An 18,875-nucleotide genomic window follows, 5' to 3' on the forward strand; every position below is an offset into this window, starting at 1 on the left:
ATGCCCCTCCTCACGCCCTCCACCCGCACCCCGCGGCGGCGCACGCCCGGCCCGGCCGCGCGGTTCGGCGCCGCGCTCGCCGCCGTGCTGCTCGCGGTGCTGCTCGGGCCGCCGGCCGCCGGCGAGGCCGCCCCCCGGCCCGCACCGTCCGCCGACCCCGGTGCCGTCCGCTGGGCGGTCCAGCCGTCCGGGCCCGGCGGGCCGACCGGGCGCAACTACTTCACGTACGACCTGGCGCCCGGCGACAGCGTCACCGACCACGTCGGCGTCACCAACCTCGGTGACCGACCGCTCACCTTCGCGGTGTACGGCACCGACGCGTACACCACCACCGACGGCGCCTTCGCGCTGCTGCCCTCCGACCGGGCCGCCACCGACGTCGGCGCCTGGATCGGCGTCGAGCGGCGAAGCTGGACCGTCCAGCCCGGCAGGCGCGCGGACATCCCGTTCCGCCTCACGGTGCCGCGCAACGCCACGCCGGGCGACCACACCGGCGGCGTGATCGCCGCGGTCGCCCAGGACGGCGTGACCGCCGACGGGCAGCGGGTCCGGCTCGACCAGCGGATCGCCGCCCGGCTCTACCTCCGTGTGGCCGGCGAGGTCCGCCCCGCCGTGACTGTCGAATCGGTACGCGTCGGCTACGACACCCCGCTCAACCCGATCGGCCGCGCCGACCTCACAGTCACCTACCGGATCCGCAACAGCGGCAACGTCCGCGTCGGCGGCACCGGCGCGGTGGTCGTCGACGGCCCCGGTGGCTGGACGCTGTCCCGGACCAGCCCGGTCGACCTGCCGGAGCTGCTGCCCGGCGCCGAGTTCACTGTCACCGAGCGGGTCACCGGGGTGCCGCCCGCGCTGCGGCTGACCGCGACAGTCGACCTCGCACCCACCACCGTCGACACCGCGCTGCCCCCGGTGCAGCGCACCGCGAGCGTGTGGGCGACGCCCTGGCTGCTGATCGCCGCACTGGCGGCCGCCGGAGCCTGGCTCTACCTGCGTCGCCGTCGTCGCCGTCCCACCTCGGCCGCGCCCTCCACCACGCCCGGGCCGGCGTCGGTGTCCGAGCCCTCGGCCGCTCCCGCCGGGCCGGCGGATGCGTCCGGGGCCTCCGTCGCGGGGACGGCCGAACCCCCGGCGGGCGGCGCGGCGGCCGGTGCCCGGTGACCCCGGTCCTGCCGGCCGCCGCCGCGATCCTCGCGCTGGCCGCGCCGGCCCCGGCGCCGCCGTACACCCCGGACGGCACCGCCGTCGCCGCCCCGGCCGCGCCCTCGTCCACTGCGGCCTCCGCGGCGCCGCGGCCCGCTGTCGTCGTGCCGTCCGGCCCGCTGACTGTCGGGCAGCGGGTCACCGTCACGCTGCGCGGCTGGCCGGCCGGCCCGGTCCACCTCACGGTCTGCGGCAACGACGCCCACCGGGGCGCGCTCGACTGCGCCAACGAGCAGGCCACCACCGTCCAGGTGCCGGCGGGCACGACGGCGGTGCCGATCGTGCTGGCGGCACCGCCCGTCGCCTGTCCCTGCGTACTGCGCGCGCATGCCCTGACCGGCACCGTCCAGGCCACCGCCGCGCTGCCGGTCAGCGGCGTGACCGCCGCCCCGGCGCCCGCGCCGGCCGCCACGCCGCGACTGCACCTCGACGAGCTGCGCGTCGCCGGCCGCCGCCCGCTGCGGGAATGGTTCGGGCTGCCCGAGACGCTCACCGTACGCGTCGCGCTGCGCAACCCCGGCCCGGCCGACGTGGTCGACCCGACGTTCACGCTGCTGTTCGGCCGGCCCGGACGGGCGCACACCATCGTCGCCGCCCCGCCCCTGGGCACCATCGACCCAGGGGAGGTCCGGACGTACGAGATCCCGGTGCCGGTGGACGTCGCCGTGCTCGGGGCACACGAACTCCACGGCCGCGTCGACCTGCCGGAACGGCCGGTGGCCTTCGTGGTCGAGACCAGCCGCCACCCCTGGGGACTGCTCGGTGCGGCGGCGCTCCTGGTGGTGGCGCCGGTCGTGCTCCGGCCGCGCCCGCCGCGCCGCCGGGGCCGGCACCGCACCGGCGAGGGAACCGGCTAGCCGACGGCGGTGGGGGAGGGCGGCGCGCTGCCGCCCTGCGGCGCCTCGGCCGTCATCAGCCGCACGATCTCCGCCCGGTCGGCTGCCGACGGCATCCCCCACTCCGGCCGGTAGCCGAACGCCCGGTCCAGCGGGATCGACGAGGTCCGGCCGTCGAGGATCTCCACCGCGTCGGTGCCGATCAGGCCGGGATGCTCGACGCCGCACGCCTCGGCCACCTTGACCAGGTCGCGGCGCAGCGTACGGATGTAGTTCGCGGCCCGCACCGACTTGCGGGCCGGGTCCAGACCCCGGGCCAGCCACGCGTTCTGGGTGGCGACGCCGGTCGGGCAGGTGTCGGTGTGGCACTTCTGCGCCTGGATGCAGCCGATCGCCAGCATCGCCTCCCGCCCGACGTTGACCATGTCGGCGCCGAGCGCGAACGCCACCACCGCGTTGTCCGGCAGGCCGAGCTTGCCGGCGCCGACGAACACCACGCTCTCGTGCAGGTCGCGTTCGGCGAAGGTGCGGTAGACCCGGGAGAAGCCCTGCTGGAACGGCAGCGAGACCGAGTCGCTGAAGATCAGCGGCGCGGCGCCGGTGCCGCCCTCGCCCCCGTCGACAGTCACGAAGTCCACGCCGCGCCCGGTGTCGCGCATCAGCGTGGCCAGCTCCTCCCAGAACCCGAGGTCACCGACGGCGGACTTGATGCCGACCGGCAGGCCGGTCTCGGCGGCGAGCAGCTCCACCCAGTCGAGCAGACTGTCGCAGTCGGAGAACTCGGCGTGCCGGGACGGGCTGACGCAGTCCCGCCCGGCCGGGATGCCCCGGGTGGCGGCGATCTCGGCGGAGACCTTCGCCGCCGGCAGCAGGCCGCCGAGGCTCGGCTTGGCGCCCTGACTGAGCTTGATCTCCAGCGCGCGTACCGGCGCCGACGCCACCAGGTCCTTGAGCCGTTCCAGGCTGAACCGGCCCTGCTCGTCGCGGCAGCCGAAGTACGCGGTGCCGAGCTGGAAGACCAGCTCACCGCCGTTGCGGTGGTACGGCGACAGCCCGCCCTCGCCGGTGTTGTGCAGGCAGCCGGCCAGTGCGGCGCCCCGGTTGAGCGCCTCCACCGCGTTGCCGGACAGCGAACCGAAGCTCATCCCGGAGATGTTCACCACCGACTCCGGCCGGAACGCCTGCGCCCGGCCGCGCGCCGCGCCGAGCACCTTGGCGCAGGGCAGCGTCACGTCGTGCCCGGCGGTCGGCGTCGACGGCGGTACCGCCCGGCCGAACGTACGGTGCTTGATGATCGGATAGCCGGAGGTGTGCTCGATGTCGTTGTCGGTGCCGAAACCGAAGTAGTTGTTCTCCTGCTTGGCCGAGGCGTACACCCAGCGCCGCTGGTCGCGGGTGAACGGCCGCTCCTCGTCGTTGCCGGCCACGATGTACTGCCGCAGCTCCGGGCCGATCGACTCGATCAGGTACCGCGCCCGGCCCAGCACGGGGAAGTTGCGGCGCAGCGCGTGGTCGCGTTGCAGCAGGTCCCGGGCCGCCAGCGCGGCGACGGCGGCGACGGCTGCGGGTACGGCTCTTCTCGCCCAGCTCATCCCGCCACTCTTTCCGGCCCGGCACCCGGTCAAACGCCTGATGGAACCCGGCCGCCCCGGGCGGTGTCATGAAAGCGGACCGACGGCGGAGGCTGCCCTGGACGACGACGAACTCGTCACCCGCGTACGCGCCGGCGACCGGGAGGCGTACGACGCCCTGGTCGCCCGGCACACCGCGTCCGCGTACCGGACGGCGGTGCTGCTCGGCGCCGGTCCGGACGCCGAGGACGTGGTCCAGGAGGCGTTCGTGAAGGCGTACCGGAAACTGTCCCGCTACCGGGCCGAGGCGTCGTTCCGGTCCTGGCTGCTCGCGATCGTCGCCAACGAGACCCGGAACCTGCACCGTGCCCGCACCCGGCGGGACGGGCTGGCGCTGCGCGCGGCGGCGGCGGAGCCGGTCGCGGCGGTCACCGGCGACGACGGGCTCGACGCCGTGCTGGCGGCCGAGCGCCGCGCCGCGCTGGTGGGTGCGCTGCGGCGGTTGCCCGTCCGCGACCGCGAGGTGATCGTCTGCCGCTATCTGCTCGACCTCGGCGAGGACGAGACGGTGACAGTGCTGGGGGTGGCCCGGGGCACCGTGAAGTCACGGACCCACCGGGCGCTGGCGAAGCTGCGGGCCCTGCTGGACCGGGAGGTGGCGCACCGTGGATGACCTGGAACGGGAGCTGCGGGAGCTGACCGGCTGGCTGGAGCCGGCGCGGACGCCGGATCTGACCGCCCGGGTCCGGGCCCGGCTCGACGCGCCCGCGCCGCGCCGCCGGTGGCGATACGTGCTGGCCGGCGCGCTCGCCGCCCTGCTGGTGGCGGCGCTGCCGCCGGGGCGGGCCGCGGTCGCCGGCGCGGTGACCGGGCTGCTGCGGTTCTCCGGGGTCGTCATCGACACCGCACCCGCGCCGCCACCGGCCGGTACGCCGTCGCCGTTGCCCGCGCAGCACCAGGTTGCGCTCGCCGAGGCGCAGCGGCAGGTCCGCTTCCCGATCCGCGTCCCGGCCCGGCTCGGCGTGCCGGAACGGGTGCTGGTCGCCGATCCGGACGGTGCCGGCGCCCACCGGGTCGTCAGCCTCCTCTACCGGGGCGGGACGGTCCGGCTGGACGCGTTCGACGGCTCGCTCGACATCGTGTTCCACAAGCGGTCGGTCGGGGCGGACGTGACGCTCACCCAGGTCGGCGGCGAGTTCGCGATCTGGGTCGGTGGGCCGCACGCGCTCGCGTACGTGGACCGGTCCGGGACGGAACGGGTCGCCACCGCGCGGTTGTCCGCCGCCACGCTGATCTGGGAGCGGGCCGGGGTGAGCTACCGGCTGGAGGGCGACCTCACCCGCGAACAGGCGCTGGACGTTGCGTCCTCGTTGGAGTGAGGGCGCCGGGAACCCCGGGGCGCCGGGCGGTGTCCTGTTGACGAGAGTCGTCGACGGGGGAGGCCGGATGTCCGTTCCGAGAAGAGTCCTGCTGGTGTCGGTCCTGCTGCTGGCCGGGTGCACCGGCCCGGCCGGCGTGCCCGACACGGCCCCGGGCACCACGCCCGCCACCGGCCCGGCCGCGCCGTCGGCCTGTGCCGAGCGGCTGGAGACCGGCCGGCTACCGGACTGGGCGGACGCCGGGTTCACCGGCGACACCCGGGTGCGGCACGTCTTCGGCACCGGGGGCGACATCGTGGCGATCCTGTTCGCGTACCCGCTGGTGCAGGCGCGCGGGGACGGCGCGAACAACAAGATCCTCTGGGTGGCCCGCCCCGATCCCGGCCGGTCCGAACCGGCGCAACTCAGCCCCCTGGTGATCACCGCGACGCTCGACGGGACGGGTGCCCGGGCCGTCCGGGAGGTGCCCGGCGGACCCGGGCCGTCCATCGTCGACCTGCCGGCCGCCGGGTGCTGGCGGCTGCGGCTGGACTGGTCGGGCCGCACCGACACGATGGATCTGGTCTATCGACCGGCGCTCGGCTGACCGGCATGGCCGCTCCCGGTCCGGGTAACGCTGCGTCATGGCGAAGTACACCGAGCCGGAACTGCGGGAGCGCCTCAAGGCCGAGATCCGCGCCTCCGACAAGGGCGGACGGCCGGGGCAGTGGTCGGCCCGCAAGTCGCAGCTGCTGACGAACGAGTACAAGAAGGCCGGCGGGGGATTCGAGGGCCCGAAGGACGCACGGCAGCGCTCGCTGCAACGCTGGGGCGGCGAGAAGTGGCAGACCCGCAGCGGCGATACGCGCGCCCGCAACGGCGGCGAAACCCGCCGTTACCTGCCCAAACAGGCGTGGGAGGAGCTGTCGGAGAACGAGCGGCGCGCCACCGACACCCGCAAGCGCCGCGCGTCGCGCTCCGGCCGCCAGTACGTGCCGAACACCGGCCCGGCGAAGCGGGCCCGCCGGGACGCCACGGCCGCCGAGCAGATCAACGAGTTGCCGGTTACCGAGGCGGTCAAGCTGGTCCGTGACCTCGACACCCGTCAGCTCGACGCGGCGCTGCGCCGGGAACGCGGCGGCAAGGCCCGCAAGACGCTCATCGGGCGGCTGGAGTCGGAACTGGGCCGGCGCCGGGCGGCGTGAGCGTGTGCCGGCCGGGCACAGGCGGCGGGGCCGGTCACCGGACCGGCCCCGCCGTGGTGCGCCGGTCGTCTAGCGGCGCGGGTGCTGCGGGATGCGCGGCAGCACGTATGGCGGACCGGAGAAGATCAGGTCGGCCTTCAGCTCGTGGTACGCCCGCTTCGGCTGGTAGTTCTCGTCGTAGACGGTGGCCAGGCCCTCCGGCGGGTCGGAGAACGCGCCGGGTACCCAGGAGTGCTTGTCGGTGAAGCCCCAGAGGGTGAACGACAGGCAGTGCCGCTCGGCCAGGCAGGCCTGCATCAGCACGCTGAAGTTCGCCGCGGACGCCTGCAGACGCGGGTTGATCTCCGCGGAGTCGCCGGCCTCCACCCCCTCGGTGATCTGGCTGCGCACGTCCACCTCGGTGAGGGCCGTGGCCAGCCCGAGCCCGGCGAACTTGCGCAGGGCCGCGGCCACCTGGAGCGTGCTGAAGTTGCCGTACTGGGTGCCGAGGTGGCCCTGTGCGCCCACGCCGTCGATCGGCACGCCCTTGGCCCGCAGGTCACGGGCCATGTCGTAGACGAACTGCGTCTTGTCGTCGGCCGGGTTGCCGGAGCCGAACGCCTCGATGTTGTAGTCGTTGTAGAACAGCAGCGCCTTCGGGTCGGCGGCGCGGGCCCAGCGGAACGCGTCGGCGATGTAGCCGGGCCCGAGGTTCTGCGCCCAGAACCCCTTGTAGTGCAGGGTGGACGGGGTGTCCCAGGGGTCGCTGACCGCCTCGTTCACCACGTCCCACTGCCAGATCTTGCCCTTGAAGTGGGTGACCACGGCGGTGATGTGGTTGCGCAGGATCTGGCGCAGCTCGGCCTTGCTGATCGAGCCGTCCGCGACGCCGCTGGTCAGCCACGCCGGCAACTGGTTGTGCCAGACCAGCACGTGGCCCCGGACCCGCTGGTTGTTCTTGCGGGCGAAGTCGATCAGCTCGTCGGCCGGCCCCCAGTTGTATGTGCCCCGGGTGGGTTCGAGGCTCTCCCACTTCATGACGTTCTCGGCGGTGACGGTGGAGAACTCGGACGCGGCCAGCTCGCGGTACCGCGGCTCGGCGGCGTCGTTGAGGGCGGCCATGTCGACGGCGGTGCCCACGTACAGGCCGTGGCGCTTGGCCAGCTCGCGCAGGCTCTGCGCGGCCGGGTCGTAGGGGCGGCCGGCCGTCGCGGGGACGACGTTGAGGGCGGTGGCGGTCGCGACGGCGACGGCGCCGGCGGCGAGCCAACGTCTCAGCTTCATGGTCGTTCCTTTCGGGAGGGTGCGCGCGGCCGGAGGCCGGCGGTGGCGGTGCCGGGAACGCCGCGGCGTGGAACGGACCGGCGGGCGCCCGGGTGGACGGACGGTGCGGGCTTCCGAAACTTCCGGTCTCGCTTCCGGAAGTAGCCCGAAACATTACGGACGCCGATAGCCGTCCGTCAATCACCCGGGCCGGGAGGGTGAGGTGGCGCCTCAGCGCAGCGGGCGGCAGGAGGCCCGGACGACCAGCTCGGTGGGGAGCCGGATGTGCGTGTCCCGCTCGACGCCCGCGATGAGGTCGATCAGCAGACGCAGTGACTCGGCGCCCATGCGTTGCAGCGGCTGCCGGATCGTGGTGAGGGGAGGGTCGACGAGCGCCGACTCCGGGATGTTGTCGAAGCCGATGACCGACAGGTCGTCCGGTACGCCGAGGCCGAGGCCGCGGGCGACGTCCACCGTGGAGATGGCCGAGAGGTCGTTGCCGGCGAAGATCGCGGTGGGCCGGTCGGGGAGCGCGAGCAGCTCGGCGGCCGTGCTCGCGGCGCTCTCGGTGCGGAACCCGCCGACCCGCACGAGCCGCTCGTCCACCGTCAGGCCCGCGTCGGCCATCGCCTTGCGGAACCCGGCCTCGCGCAGGCGGGCCGACTCCAGGTCGGGGCGGCCGCTGATGTGCGCGATCCGCCGGTGCCCGAGCGACAGCAGGTAGTCGGTGGCCAGCACCGCGCCGGCGAAGTTGTCGGAGTCGACGGTGGGCAGACCGGACGGGCCGGTGTGCGGGTCGACGGCCACCACGTGGAAGCCGTGCTTGGTCTCGACCACTGTCGGCGTCACGATCACCGCGCCGTCGATGAGTGTGCCGGACAGCCGGGCCAGCGAGCGCCGCTCCCACCCTATGGCCGCGCCCTCCCCGTCACCGCTGGAGTAGGCGAGCAACTGGTAGCCGCTGCCGGCGACCTCCCGGGACGCGCCCTTGAGCAGCTCGGTCGAGAACGGCTCGAACTCGGCGACCAGGATGCCCAGCACGTTCGTGCGGTGGCTGCGCAGGCTCTGCGCCCCCAGGCTGGCCTCGTACCCGAGCTCGTGGATGACCTGCTGGACGCGCTCGACGGTGGCCTGCGCGACGCCGTATCGGCCATTGACAACCTTGGATACGGTTGCCACCGAGACGCCGGCCGTACGTGCCACGTCCGACATCTTGACGCGCTCCTGGAACACCACGCCGACGATGATAGAGGGCTCTCTCAGGTCGATCGAAGACGATGTCGAAAACGTTATCGATACCGATTGACTTCACGTTACGGCCCTGTAAAACTCCCCGGCAGGTAACCCGACTGAGTGGTCGAGGAGACATCTATGGTGATGAAGCGCCGTGCTGGCGCCGTCCTGGCACTGTTTGTGACAAGTGCTCTGCTGGCCTCCGCGTGCAGTGGTGGTGGCGACGAGGAGAAGGCCGCCGAGAGTGAGCTGTACAAGAACCCGGTGACGTTGACCTGGTGGCACAACGCGTCGCAGGACGGGCCCGGCAAGACGTACTGGGAGAAGGTCGCCAAGGACTTCTCCACGGCCCACCCGACCGTCAAGATCGAGATCGAGGCGATCGAGACGAACCAGCTCCAGCGCACCCGGCTCCCCGCCGCGCTGCTGAGCAACGACCCGCCGGACATCTTCCAGGCGTGGGGCGGCGGCGAGATGCGCGAGCAGGTCGAGGCCGACTACCTCAAGGACATCACCGACCAGGTGAAGGGCGAGGTCGCCGACATCGGCAACGCCGCCGAGATCTGGCAGGTCGAAGGCAAGCAGTACGGCCTGCCGTACCGGATGGGCATCGAGGGCATCTGGTACAACAAGGACATGTTCGCGAAGGCGGGCATCACGGCGCCGCCGACCACCTTCGAGGAACTCAACGCCGCGGTCACCAAGCTCAAGACCATCAACGTCATCCCGATCGCCCTCGGCGCCGGTGACAAGTGGCCCGCCGCGCACTGGTGGTACAACTTCGCGCTGCGTGCCTGCTCGGTCGACACGCTGAAGAAGGCGACCAAGGACCGGAACTTCGACGACCCGTGCTTCGTCAAGGCCGGCCAGGACCTCAAGACCTTCATCGACACCAAGCCGTTCCAGAACAACTTCATCGCCACGCCGGGTCAGAACGACCCGACCAGCGCCAACGGCCTGCTCGCGAACGGCAAGGCCGCGATGGAGCTGATGGGTGACTGGAACCGCGGCACCCTGGACACCGTCGCCACCGACAAGGCGGCCCTGGGCAAGTTCCTCGGCTGGTTCCCGGTGCCGGCGATCTCCGGCTCCGCCGGTGACCCGAAGGCGGCCCTCGGCGGCGGCGACGGGTTCGCCTGCTCCAAGAACGCCCCGGCCGAGTGCGTCGAGTTCCTCAAGTACCTCGTCAGCCCCGAGGTGCAGAAGGGCTACGCCGCCACCGGCACCGGCCTGCCCGTCGCCAAGGGCGCGGCCGACGGTGTCACCGACCCGGCCCTGAAGTCGATCCTCCAGGCCACGTCCGACGCCACCTACGTGCAGCTCTGGCTGGACACCGCCTACGGCAGCACCGTCGGCACCGCGATGAACGACGCGATCGTCGCGATCTTCGCCGGCAACGGGACACCTGAGAAGGTCGTCTCGGCCATGAAGGCGGCCGCAAGCAAGTGACGTCCGCATCGCAGACCCGTACGCCCGCCGTCGGTGCGCAAGCGCCGCCGGCGGGCCTCCGGCCCGGCGCACGGGCCGCCTCCCGCCGCGCCGAGACCCGTCGCAAGTGGTACGAGATCATCGGGCTGACCACGCCCGCGATCGTCATCTACGTGATGTTCGTGCTGGTGCCGATGGGCTTCGCGTTCTACTACAGCCTGTTCCGCTGGCGCGGCGTCGGCCCGCCCACCGAGTACGTCGGCTTCCGCAACTACACGCTCGCCTTCCAGGACCCGATCTTCCTCGACGCGCTGCGCAACAACGCGATCATCGTGTTCGGGTCGCTGCTGATCCAGGGCCCGGTCGCGCTGGGCATCGCCCTCCTGCTCAACCGCCGCTTCCGCGGGCGCTCGGCGTTCCGCCTGCTGGTGTTCGTGCCGTACGTGCTGGCCGAGGTCACCGTCGGCATCATGTGGAAGCTGATCCTGACCGAGAACGGCACGCTCGACGCGCTGCTGCAGTCGATCGGGCTCGGCGGGCTGGTGCAGGCGTGGCTGGCCGACCTGGACGTGGTGATCTGGACGCTGCTGTTCGTCCTCACCTGGAAGTACGTCGGCTTCGCCATCATCCTGCTGCTCGCCGGCCTGTCGAACGTGCCGCAGGAGTTGAACGAGGCCGCGGAGATCGACGGCGCGAGCTGGTGGCAGATCCAGCGCCACGTCACGCTGCCGCTGCTCGGCCCCACCATCCGGATCTGGATGTTCCTGTCGATGATCGGCTCGTTGCAGGTCTTCGACATGGTCTGGGTGACCTCGGTGCCGGCCGTGCGCTCGCTCGGCGCCTCGGCCACCATGGCGACGTACATGGTGGACAACGGCTTCTTCGCCCGGCTCTGGGGCTACGGCAACGCGGTGGCCGTGATCCTGTTCGCCATCTCCTTCGTCGCGGCGCTGCTGTTCCAGCGTTTCCTGCTCCGCCGTGACATCGAGGGCGCCATCACCCGGAAGGGGAAGTGACAGTGGCCGTGAACTCCGTACCCGCCCCCTCGGCCGGGCGCCGGCCGGTCCAGTGGAGCGCGCCGCTGACGTACGCGCTCGCGCTCGCGGTCGCGGCCGTCTCGATCGCACCCGTCGTGTACGTCGTCGTCGGCGGTTTCCGGACCACGCCGCAGATCGTGAACGACCCGGCCGGCCTGCCGGACCCGTGGGTCTGGGAGAACTACTACCGGGTGCTGACGCAGAGCGGCTTCTGGAAACAGGCGTTCAACAGCGCCGTGGTCGCCCTCGGCACCACGCTCGGCGTGGTGGTGCTCGGCATGGCCGCCGCGTTCGTGCTCGCCCGGTACACGTTCCGGGGCCGCGAGGGGCTCTACACCTTCTTCACCCTCGGCCTGCTGTTCCCGGCCGGCGCGGCGATCCTGCCGCTGTACCTCATGCTGCGCGACCTGAACCTGATCAACTCCTACTACGCGGTGATCCTCCCGCAGGTGGCCTTCTCGTTGCCGCTGACGATCGTCATCCTGCGGCCGTTCCTGTCGGCCATCCCGCGGGAGCTGGAGGACGCGGCCGCCATCGACGGCGCCGGCCGGCTCGGCTTTCTCTGGCGGATCGTGCTGCCGCTGTCGCGGCCCGCGGTCGTCACCGTCGGCATCCTCGCGTTCGTGGCGAGCTGGAACGCGTTCCTCCTGCCGCTGCTCGTCCTGGGGGACGTCAACCTGCACACCCTGCCGCTGGGCGTGCAGAACTTCTCCAGCCAGTACACCACCGACACCGCGGGCGTCCTCGCCTTCACGTCGCTGGCGATGTTGCCGGCGCTGCTGTTCTTCACCCTGGCGGAGAAGCAGATCGTGGGCGGCCTCCAGGGCGCGGTCAAGGGCTGAGCGGCAGCGGTACCAGCACAACCAGTGGAAAGGCACACCATGACAGAGGTCCACGCGGTGGTGGACGGGCCGGTACCGGCTCAGGCAGGTTCGGACCACGACCGGCCGGACGGGCACGACGCCGAGGCGCGCGTACGGGAACTGCTCGCTCGCATGACGATCGAGGAGAAGGTCGCGCAGCTCGTCGGGTTCTGGGAGAAGGAGGACGGTGAGGCGGTCGCGCCACTGCAGGGCGAGTTCGCCGACACCGGCCGGCTCGAGGACTTCTCCCGGCACGGGCTGGGTCACCTCACCCGCGCCTACGGCACCCGCCCGGTCGACGCCGCGGCCCGCGCGGCCTGGCTGTGGAAGTTCCAGCGGGACCTGGTGACCGGCACCCGGCTGGGCATCCCGGCGATCGTGCACGAGGAGTGCCTGACCGGCCTGTCGGCGTGGAAGGCGGCCACCTTCCCGACGCCGCTGGCCTGGGGCGCCGCGTTCGATCCCGATCTGGTCGCCGAGATGGCGGCGGCGATCGGGGCCTCGATGCGCGCGCTCGGCATCCACCAGGGACTGTCCCCGGTGCTCGACGTGATCCGGGATCCCCGCTGGGGCCGGGTCGACGAGTGCATCGCCGAGGACCCGTACCTCGTCGGCACCATCGGCACCTCGTACGTGCGAGGGCTCCAGTCGCAGGGCGTGCTCGCGACGCTGAAGCACTTCGCCGGCTACTCCGGCTCGCGGGCCGGGCGCAACTTCGGCCCGGTGCACGCCGGTCCCCGGGAACTCGCCGACGTGCTGCTGCCTCCGTTCGAGATGGCGATCCTCGACGGTGACGCGCGCAGCGTCATGCACTCGTACGCGGAGATCGACGGCGTGCCGGTCGCCGCCGACCCGACGATGCTCACCGACCTGCTGCGGGACCGGTGGGGGTTCGACGGGACCGTGGTGGCCGATTACTACGGGGTCGCCTTCCTCAACCTGCTGCACCACGTCGCGGCCGACAACGCGGACGCGGCCGTGCAGGCGCTGAGCGCGGGCCTCGACATCGAGCTGCCCACCGGCGACGCCTACCTGACCCTGACCGAGACGGTGCGGGCCGGCAAGGTCGACGAGGCGCTGGTCGACCGGGCGGTGCTGCGGGTCCTGCGCCAGAAGCAGGAACTCGGACTGCTCGACGCCACGTTCGACGACGAGCCGCCGGGCGCGATCGACCTCGACTCGCCGGAGCACCGGGCGATCGCCCGCCGGCTCGCCGAGGAGTCGGTCGTCCTGGTCGCCAACGAGGGCGTGCTCCCGCTGCCGGCGGGCCGGCGGGTGGCCGTGGTCGGCCCGAACGCCGACCGGCAGGGCGCGCTGTTCGGCTGCTACTCGTTCCTCAACCACGTGCTGGCCCACCACCCGGGCGTGGAGACCGGGTTCGAGGTGCCGACAGTGCTGGAGGCGGTGCGTGCCGAGTTCGGCGCCGACCGGGTCACCTTCGCGGCCGGCTGCGAGGTGGACTCGGCGGACCGGTCCGGGTTCGACGAGGCGGTCGCCGCCGCGTCCGCCGCCGACGTGGCAGTTCTCGTGGTCGGCGACCACGCGAGCCTGTTCGGCCGCGGCACCGTCGGCGAGGGCTGCGACCGGGACGACCTGGAGCTGCCCGGCGTGCAGCGGCAGCTCGTCGAGGCGGTGCTGGACACCGGCACCCCGGTCGTCCTCGTGCTGCTCACCGGCCGCCCGTACGCGCTCGGCTGGGCGCTGTCCCGGTGCGCGGCGGTGGTGCAGACGTTCTTCCCGGGCGAGGAGGGCGCCGGGGCGATCGCGGGTGTGCTCTCCGGGCGGGTCAACCCGTCCGGCCGGCTGCCGGTCAGCCTGCCCGGCTCGGCCGGCGCGCAGCCGTACTCGTACCTGCACCCGGAGCTGGGGGAGGGCATGAACGGGACCAACCTGCCGGCGACTCCGGTGGCGCCGTTCGGGCACGGGCTGTCCTACAGCACGTTCGCGTACACCGATCTGACCGTGCCGGCCGAGGTGCCGACCGACGGGGCGCTGCGGGTGTCGGTGCGCGTGACGAACACCGGCCCGGTCGCCGGTGACGACGTGGTGCAGCTCTACGGCCGCGACCTGGTCGCCTCGGTGACCCGGCCGGTCGCGCAGCTGCTCGGCTACCGGCGGGTGCGCCTGGAGCCGGGCGCCTCGGTGACCGTCGAGCTGACCGTCCCCACCACGCGGCTGGCGTTCACCGGCCGCACGCTCACCCGGGTGGTGGAGCCCGGGGAGGTCGACGTCTGGGTCGGCACGAGCGCCCGGCGCGACGCCCAGGCGCGGACGACGCTGACCGGCGACACCGCCGCGATCACCGCCGCCTCGCCCCGCTGGACGACGACCGACCTTCGCTGAGCCGGGTCCGCCGGTCGTCCACGGGGCGGCCGGCGGACCCTTTCAGGGCATATTGGCGTTATGCCGTTTTTGACTCAGTAGGCTCCAGGATGTCATCCAGCCCGTGACCCGGGGCTTCCGGTGCCGCCCGCCACGCGCGGATCGCGCCTCGCCGCCCGGTCGGCTGGATCCCCGTCGCCGGCACCCACAGGGATGCGTGAGTCACGATGATGGACGCGGACACAATGGTCCTGCCCCGGCTCGGGGACGCCACGGTCGAGGATCCGTGGGGCGAGGACCGGCCGCGCCGGGTCACCGTCCGCGCCGCGACCGGCGTGCTCCGGTGGCGGATCGTGGCGTGGCTGGTGCCGGCGGTCCTGATGGGTGCGCTCGGCGCCGCGCGGATCACGGAATCCGGGGCGAGCGCCGGAGAACTCGCGACCCGGCGCGCGGCCACGTCGCCCTGGCCGGGGATCGGCGTCACGCTGACCGGCGACGACCTCGCGCTCGGGCCGTACCACCTGCTCATGCGCGGCTGGGCGGCGCTGTTCGGCGCGGCGGACCTCGCGCTGCGCGTACCGTCCCTGCTGGCCATGGTCGGTGCCGCGGCGCTCGTCGGCGCGCTCGCCGCCCGGATCGCCACGCCCGCCGCGGGCCTGCTCGCCGGCGTGATCTTCGCGGTGCTGCCGGCCTCGATCCGGTACGCGCAGGAGGCGCAGCCGTACGCCCTGGCGGTGTTCGCCGCCGTGCTCGCCACCTGGCTGCTGGTGCCCGCGCTCGACCGGCCGGGCGCGCGCCGGCTAGTGCCCTACGCGGGCGCGGTGCTGCTGCTGGGCGTGTGCCAGCCGGTGGCGTTGCTGCTGCTCGCCGGCCACGGCTGGGTCGTGCTGGCGTTCCGTCGCCGCTGTGCTCTCCGGTGGCTGGCCGCCGCGGCCCTCGGGCTGCTCCCGGTCGCCGCGCTGCTCGCCTCCGGCCTGAGTGACGGCGGGCGCCTCGCGTCCGGCGCCCGTCCCGGTGCCGCAGTGCTCGCGGCCGCGCCCGGGGACCTGTTCGGCGTCGCCGCGCTCGGCGGCGTGCTGGCCGGGCTGGCCCTGTTCAGCCTCCCGCTGCGGTACGCCGCCGCGGTCTGCACCGCCTGGGCGCTGGTGCCGGTGCTCGGGCTGCTGGCGCTGGCGCAGGCAGTGCCGGTCTGGTCGGCGGTGAACCTGCTGTTCACGGTGCCGGCCTGGGCGGTGCTCGGCGGGGTGGCCCTGTCCCGGGCGCGTGCCGCCGGGGTCGTCGCCGTGCTGGTGCTCGTCGCGCTGCTCGCCGTGGCGGCCCAGCTTCCCGGCTGACCGCGTGACCGGTCGACGAACGGGCGATGTCTGCCGGATTCGCCCTTTTTGCGGTTGATTGTCGGCTTAGCATTCGGTCGGCTCCTGAGCCGGAAGCAGACCATGGGGGAAACGTGGCCGTCGCCGCCGATACACGCCCGTCCCGCGCCACGACGGCCGGGCCGCCGGGCGCCCGCCCGATCGCACCCGTCCCGCCCGGGACGCCGGCCGATCCGGACCGCCGGCAGCGCAACGTCCGCGCCCGCCTGGCGTACGCGCGCTGCGGGGCCACCGCCGGTCCGCTGCGCCCGCCCCGACGCCCCGACGCGGCGGTCGAGTTCCGGCCCACCGCCTCGGTCACCGCGCGGCTGGTGCTGACGCTGCTGGTGCTCGTCAACAGCGCCGCCGGGCTGGTCTTCGTCGGCTGGCTGCTGCTGCCCCAGCACGTACCCGGCCCCGGCGTCGTCGGGCTCGGCGGCTGGCAGACAGTCGCCGCCCGGCTCGCGTTCTGCGTCGTCGTCGGCGTCGAGCTGATCCGCCTGGCGCAGAACGTGGTGGTCTGGGTATTCGCCTTCCACGCCCGGGATCCGGTGCCTGTCGACCCGCCGGTCGGCCTGCGGGTCGCCCTGCTCACCACCATCGTGCCGAGCAAGGAGCCGATCGAGGTCGCCGAGCGGACGCTGCGCCGGCTGCGGGAGATCGTCTACTGCGGGCACGTCGACGTGTGGATCCTCGACGAGGGCGACGACCCGGCGGTACGGGCGATGGCCGCGCGGCTGGGCGTACGCCACTTCACCCGCAAGGGCCGGCCCGAGTACAACCGGCCCGGCGGCGAGTTCCGGGCCCGCACCAAGTCCGGCAACCACAACGCCTGGCGGGCCGAGCACGAGCACCGCTACGACGTGGTCGCCAACGTCGACCCGGACCACGTGCCGCTGCCGAACTTCCTGGAACGCACGCTCGGCTACTTCCGCGACCCGGACGTCGCGTTCGTGGTGACCCCCCAGGTGTACGGCAACATGCACCAGAACTTCGTCGCCCACGGCGCCTCGGTGCAGCAGTACCTCTACAACGGGCTGATCGCCCGTGGCGGCAACGGCCTGGACGCGCCGCTGCTGACCGGCACCGGGCACCTCTACCGGCCGGCGGCCTGGCGGACCATCGGCGGCTACCAGGACTCGATCATCGAGGACCACCTCACCAGCATCCGCGTGCACGCCGCCGTCAACCCTTCCACCGGCAACCGGTGGAAGGGCGTCTACACCCCGGACGTGGTGGCGCTCGGCGAGGGACCGACCTCCTGGGCGGACTACTTCAACCAGCAGAAGCGCTGGGCGGCCGGGATCTGCGAGATCCTGCTCCGGCGCGAGCTGCGCACACCGCGCGACCTGCCGTCCCGTCGTCGCTGGCAGTACCGGCTGCTCCAGTTCTACTACCCGAGCGTGGCGGTGAGCCTGCTGCTGGGTAACGCGGCCACCGCGCTGTACCTGCTGACCGGCGTCGACGCGGGTCGCCTCGACCCGCAGGTCTGGGCGACGCTGTGGGGGTCCACCATCGGCACCTGGTTCCTGCTCTGGCTGTGGCTGCGCCGCTTCAACATCGCCCCGCACGAGCGGGAGGAGGTGGGCATGGCCGGCATGGCGCTCGCGCTGTTCGCCGGACCGGTCTACGTGGCCGCGGCGGTGGGCGCCCTGCTGCGCCGCAAACTCGGCTTCGTGGTCACCGCCAAGGGCGCGCTGCGCACCGTCGAGTCGCCGCGTACGTTCCGGCTGCACCTGTGCTGGGCGCTCGCCGCCGCCGGACTGCTCGCGGCGAGCTTCGCGCTGGACCACGACTACCCACTTCTGCGGGTCTGGCCGGCGCTGACACTGCTGACCGGGCTCGCGCCGCCGTTGATCTCCTGGGTGGAGAGTCTGCGGGCGCGCCGGGACCGGGTAGCCGGCGTGATCCGGGAGCCCCAGGTGGTGCCCCGGACCGTGGCCGAGGGTGGTGTGCCGTGCTGAGGCCGACGCTGCCCCGGATGGGACTGGCGCTGGCCGGAGTGCTGCTGCTCGCGTACGCCTTCGTGGTGGCGCCGGGCGCATGGAGCGACCCGGCCACCGACGCCGCGGTGCGGCGGCCCGCCCCGGCGACGCCGCAGGCGAGCACCGACGTGCCGGCGGCGGTCGTGCCGAGCCCGCGCGGCGGCCCGTTCCCGCCGGCCGGGCAGGCGTTCTTCGGGGTGATGACCGACAAGGGACCGTACGACTTCGCGCCGGTCGACCGGTTCGCCGACGCGGCCGGGCGGTCGCCGCAGGTGATGCTCTTCGGCGCGGACTGGGCGTCGGCCGCGTTCGACCGGAGCCTGTTCGACCGGATCGCCGAGCGGGGCATGATGCCGATGCTCGGCTGGGAGCCGTGGGACCACACGGTCGACAAGGCGGCCCGCCGCACCGAGCTGACCGACAGGCAGATCGACCGGCTGCGCGCCACCCAGCCGGACTACCGGCTGTCCCGGATCGCGCGCGGCGACTTCGACGCGTACCTGCGCTCCTGGGCCGACGGCGTCCGGTCGCTGGGCTACCCGGTGGCGATCCGCTTCGCGCACGAGATGAACGGCGACTGGTACCCCTGGTGCGAGCGGGCCAACGGCAACCGCCCCGGCGACTACGTCCGCGCCTGGCGGCACGTGCACGACGTCTTCGCCGAGGCCGGCGCCACGAACGTCACCTGGGTGTGGAGCCCGAACGCCCGCTGGGACAAGACGACCGCCGGGCTCACCGGCCTCTACCCGGGCGACGAGTACGTCGACTGGGTCGGTGTCACCGGCTACTACGGCAGCGGCGCCTTCACCAAGACGTACTGGTCGTTCGACCAGATCTTCGGCCCGACGATCGCGGAGATCCGCAAGGTCACCGGCAAGCTGCTCGTGGTCACCGAGACCGGCGCCGCCGACGCCGCCGGGCACAAGGCCCGGTGGATCCGGGACACGTTCCGCGCCCTGCCCCGCTACCCGGGCCTCATCGGGCTGATCTGGTTCGAGGTGGACAAGGAGAAGGACTGGCGCATCGCCGGTTCACCGGCGGCGGCGACCGCGTTCGCCGAGGCGGTGGCCGCCGAGCGCTACGACGTGACCTGGTCACCGGCGGTGCGGCCACGCGAAGGCCCCTGACCTGGAGCCGTTCCTCGCCCCCGAGCACGAGATGTACGCCGCCGTCCAGGCGGACCTGCCGGACTGGCTGGACCGCTCGGAGGAGTGGCTCAGCGCCACCCAGATCCGGC

16 protein-coding genes are annotated in these 18,875 nt (G+C 73.2%); 13 read left to right on the top strand and 3 right to left on the bottom strand.

Features of this window, described 5'->3' with window-relative positions; all coding sequences use genetic code 11:
- Both BFV98_RS01950 and BFV98_RS01955 read left to right on the top strand, forming a co-directional pair.
- Positions 1-1,164: a WxL protein peptidoglycan domain-containing protein gene (locus tag BFV98_RS01950; RefSeq protein ID WP_071094603.1), complete on the top strand. Its 1,164-nt coding sequence runs from the start codon at positions 1-3 to the stop codon at positions 1,162-1,164.
- Positions 1,161-2,063 (top strand): hypothetical protein, encoded by a 903-nt coding sequence (locus BFV98_RS01955; protein WP_071094605.1) that lies wholly within the window; start codon positions 1,161-1,163, stop codon positions 2,061-2,063. Before BFV98_RS01950 ends, BFV98_RS01955 begins: the two co-directional genes overlap by 4 nt.
- Here BFV98_RS01955 and BFV98_RS01960 read toward each other — a convergent pair.
- Positions 2,060-3,634 (bottom strand): FMN-binding glutamate synthase family protein, encoded by a 1,575-nt coding sequence (locus BFV98_RS01960; protein ID WP_013286800.1) that lies wholly within the window; start codon positions 3,632-3,634, stop codon positions 2,060-2,062. The two genes, BFV98_RS01955 and BFV98_RS01960, sit on opposite strands and share 4 nt — an antisense overlap.
- A 40-nt stretch (positions 3,635-3,674) precedes the next feature.
- Between BFV98_RS01960 and BFV98_RS01965 the strand changes: the two genes are divergently transcribed.
- From BFV98_RS01965 to BFV98_RS01980, 4 genes are all read left to right on the top strand, one after another.
- Positions 3,675-4,286 carry an RNA polymerase sigma factor gene (locus BFV98_RS01965; protein WP_013286799.1) on the top strand — a complete coding sequence of 204 codons (612 nt, stop codon included), beginning with the start codon at positions 3,675-3,677 and terminating at the stop codon, positions 4,284-4,286.
- Positions 4,279-4,992 (top strand): hypothetical protein, encoded by a 714-nt coding sequence (locus BFV98_RS01970; protein WP_013286798.1) that lies wholly within the window; start codon positions 4,279-4,281, stop codon positions 4,990-4,992. The genes BFV98_RS01965 and BFV98_RS01970 overlap by 8 nt, the downstream gene beginning before the upstream one ends.
- Positions 4,993-5,059: 67 nt before the next feature.
- A complete protein-coding gene (locus BFV98_RS01975) occupies positions 5,060-5,578 on the top strand; it encodes a hypothetical protein (protein ID WP_013286797.1) in 519 nt (172 codons plus the stop codon).
- Positions 5,579-5,615: 37 nt separating this feature from the next.
- Positions 5,616-6,176, top strand: a complete 561-nt coding sequence (locus tag BFV98_RS01980; protein WP_013286796.1) for a DUF5872 domain-containing protein — start codon at positions 5,616-5,618, stop codon at positions 6,174-6,176.
- A 69-nt stretch (positions 6,177-6,245) separates the two neighbouring features.
- On the opposite strand, the gene BFV98_RS01985 is transcribed toward BFV98_RS01980, so the two are convergent.
- Both BFV98_RS01985 and BFV98_RS01990 read right to left on the bottom strand, forming a co-directional pair.
- Entirely contained in the window at positions 6,246-7,439 is a 1,194-nt protein-coding gene (locus BFV98_RS01985) for an endo-1,4-beta-xylanase (protein ID WP_013286795.1), read from the bottom strand.
- Between the two features lie 210 nt (positions 7,440-7,649).
- Complete coding sequence (locus BFV98_RS01990; protein ID WP_013286794.1) at positions 7,650-8,654, bottom strand: LacI family DNA-binding transcriptional regulator; 1,005 nt, start codon at positions 8,652-8,654, stop codon at positions 7,650-7,652.
- Positions 8,655-8,831: 177 nt separating this feature from the next.
- On the opposite strand from BFV98_RS01990, the gene BFV98_RS01995 reads away from it, so the two are divergent.
- The 7 genes from BFV98_RS01995 (at position 8,832) to BFV98_RS02025 (ending at position 18,765) form a co-directional block, all read left to right on the top strand.
- Complete coding sequence (locus BFV98_RS01995; protein ID WP_232236588.1) at positions 8,832-10,100, top strand: ABC transporter substrate-binding protein; 1,269 nt, start codon at positions 8,832-8,834, stop codon at positions 10,098-10,100.
- The gene (locus BFV98_RS02000) at positions 10,097-11,095 is read left to right on the top strand and encodes a carbohydrate ABC transporter permease (RefSeq protein WP_013286792.1); all 999 of its coding nucleotides are present in this window, start codon (positions 10,097-10,099) and stop codon (positions 11,093-11,095) included. Before BFV98_RS01995 ends, BFV98_RS02000 begins: the two co-directional genes overlap by 4 nt.
- A complete protein-coding gene (locus BFV98_RS02005; RefSeq protein ID WP_013286791.1) occupies positions 11,092-11,958 on the top strand; it encodes a carbohydrate ABC transporter permease in 867 nt (288 codons plus the stop codon). The genes BFV98_RS02000 and BFV98_RS02005 overlap by 4 nt, the downstream gene beginning before the upstream one ends.
- 39 nt (positions 11,959-11,997) lie before the next feature.
- The gene (locus tag BFV98_RS02010) at positions 11,998-14,322 is read left to right on the top strand and encodes a glycoside hydrolase family 3 N-terminal domain-containing protein (protein ID WP_013286790.1); all 2,325 of its coding nucleotides are present in this window, start codon (positions 11,998-12,000) and stop codon (positions 14,320-14,322) included.
- Positions 14,323-14,528: 206 nt separating this feature from the next.
- The gene (locus tag BFV98_RS02015) at positions 14,529-15,635 is read left to right on the top strand and encodes a glycosyltransferase family 39 protein (protein WP_071094607.1); all 1,107 of its coding nucleotides are present in this window, start codon (positions 14,529-14,531) and stop codon (positions 15,633-15,635) included.
- 113 nt (positions 15,636-15,748) lie between these two features.
- On the top strand, positions 15,749-17,617 hold the full coding sequence (locus BFV98_RS02020; RefSeq protein WP_071094608.1) for a glycosyltransferase family 2 protein: 1,869 nt from the start codon (positions 15,749-15,751) through the stop codon (positions 17,615-17,617).
- Positions 17,611-18,765, top strand: a complete 1,155-nt coding sequence (locus tag BFV98_RS02025; RefSeq protein WP_071094610.1) for a glycoside hydrolase family 26 protein — start codon at positions 17,611-17,613, stop codon at positions 18,763-18,765. The genes BFV98_RS02020 and BFV98_RS02025 overlap by 7 nt, the downstream gene beginning before the upstream one ends.
- Positions 18,766-18,875 lie beyond the last annotated feature (110 nt).

It is taken from the genome of Micromonospora sp. WMMB235 (assembly GCF_001855515.1).
Classification (GTDB): domain Bacteria; phylum Actinomycetota; class Actinomycetes; order Mycobacteriales; family Micromonosporaceae; genus Micromonospora; species Micromonospora aurantiaca.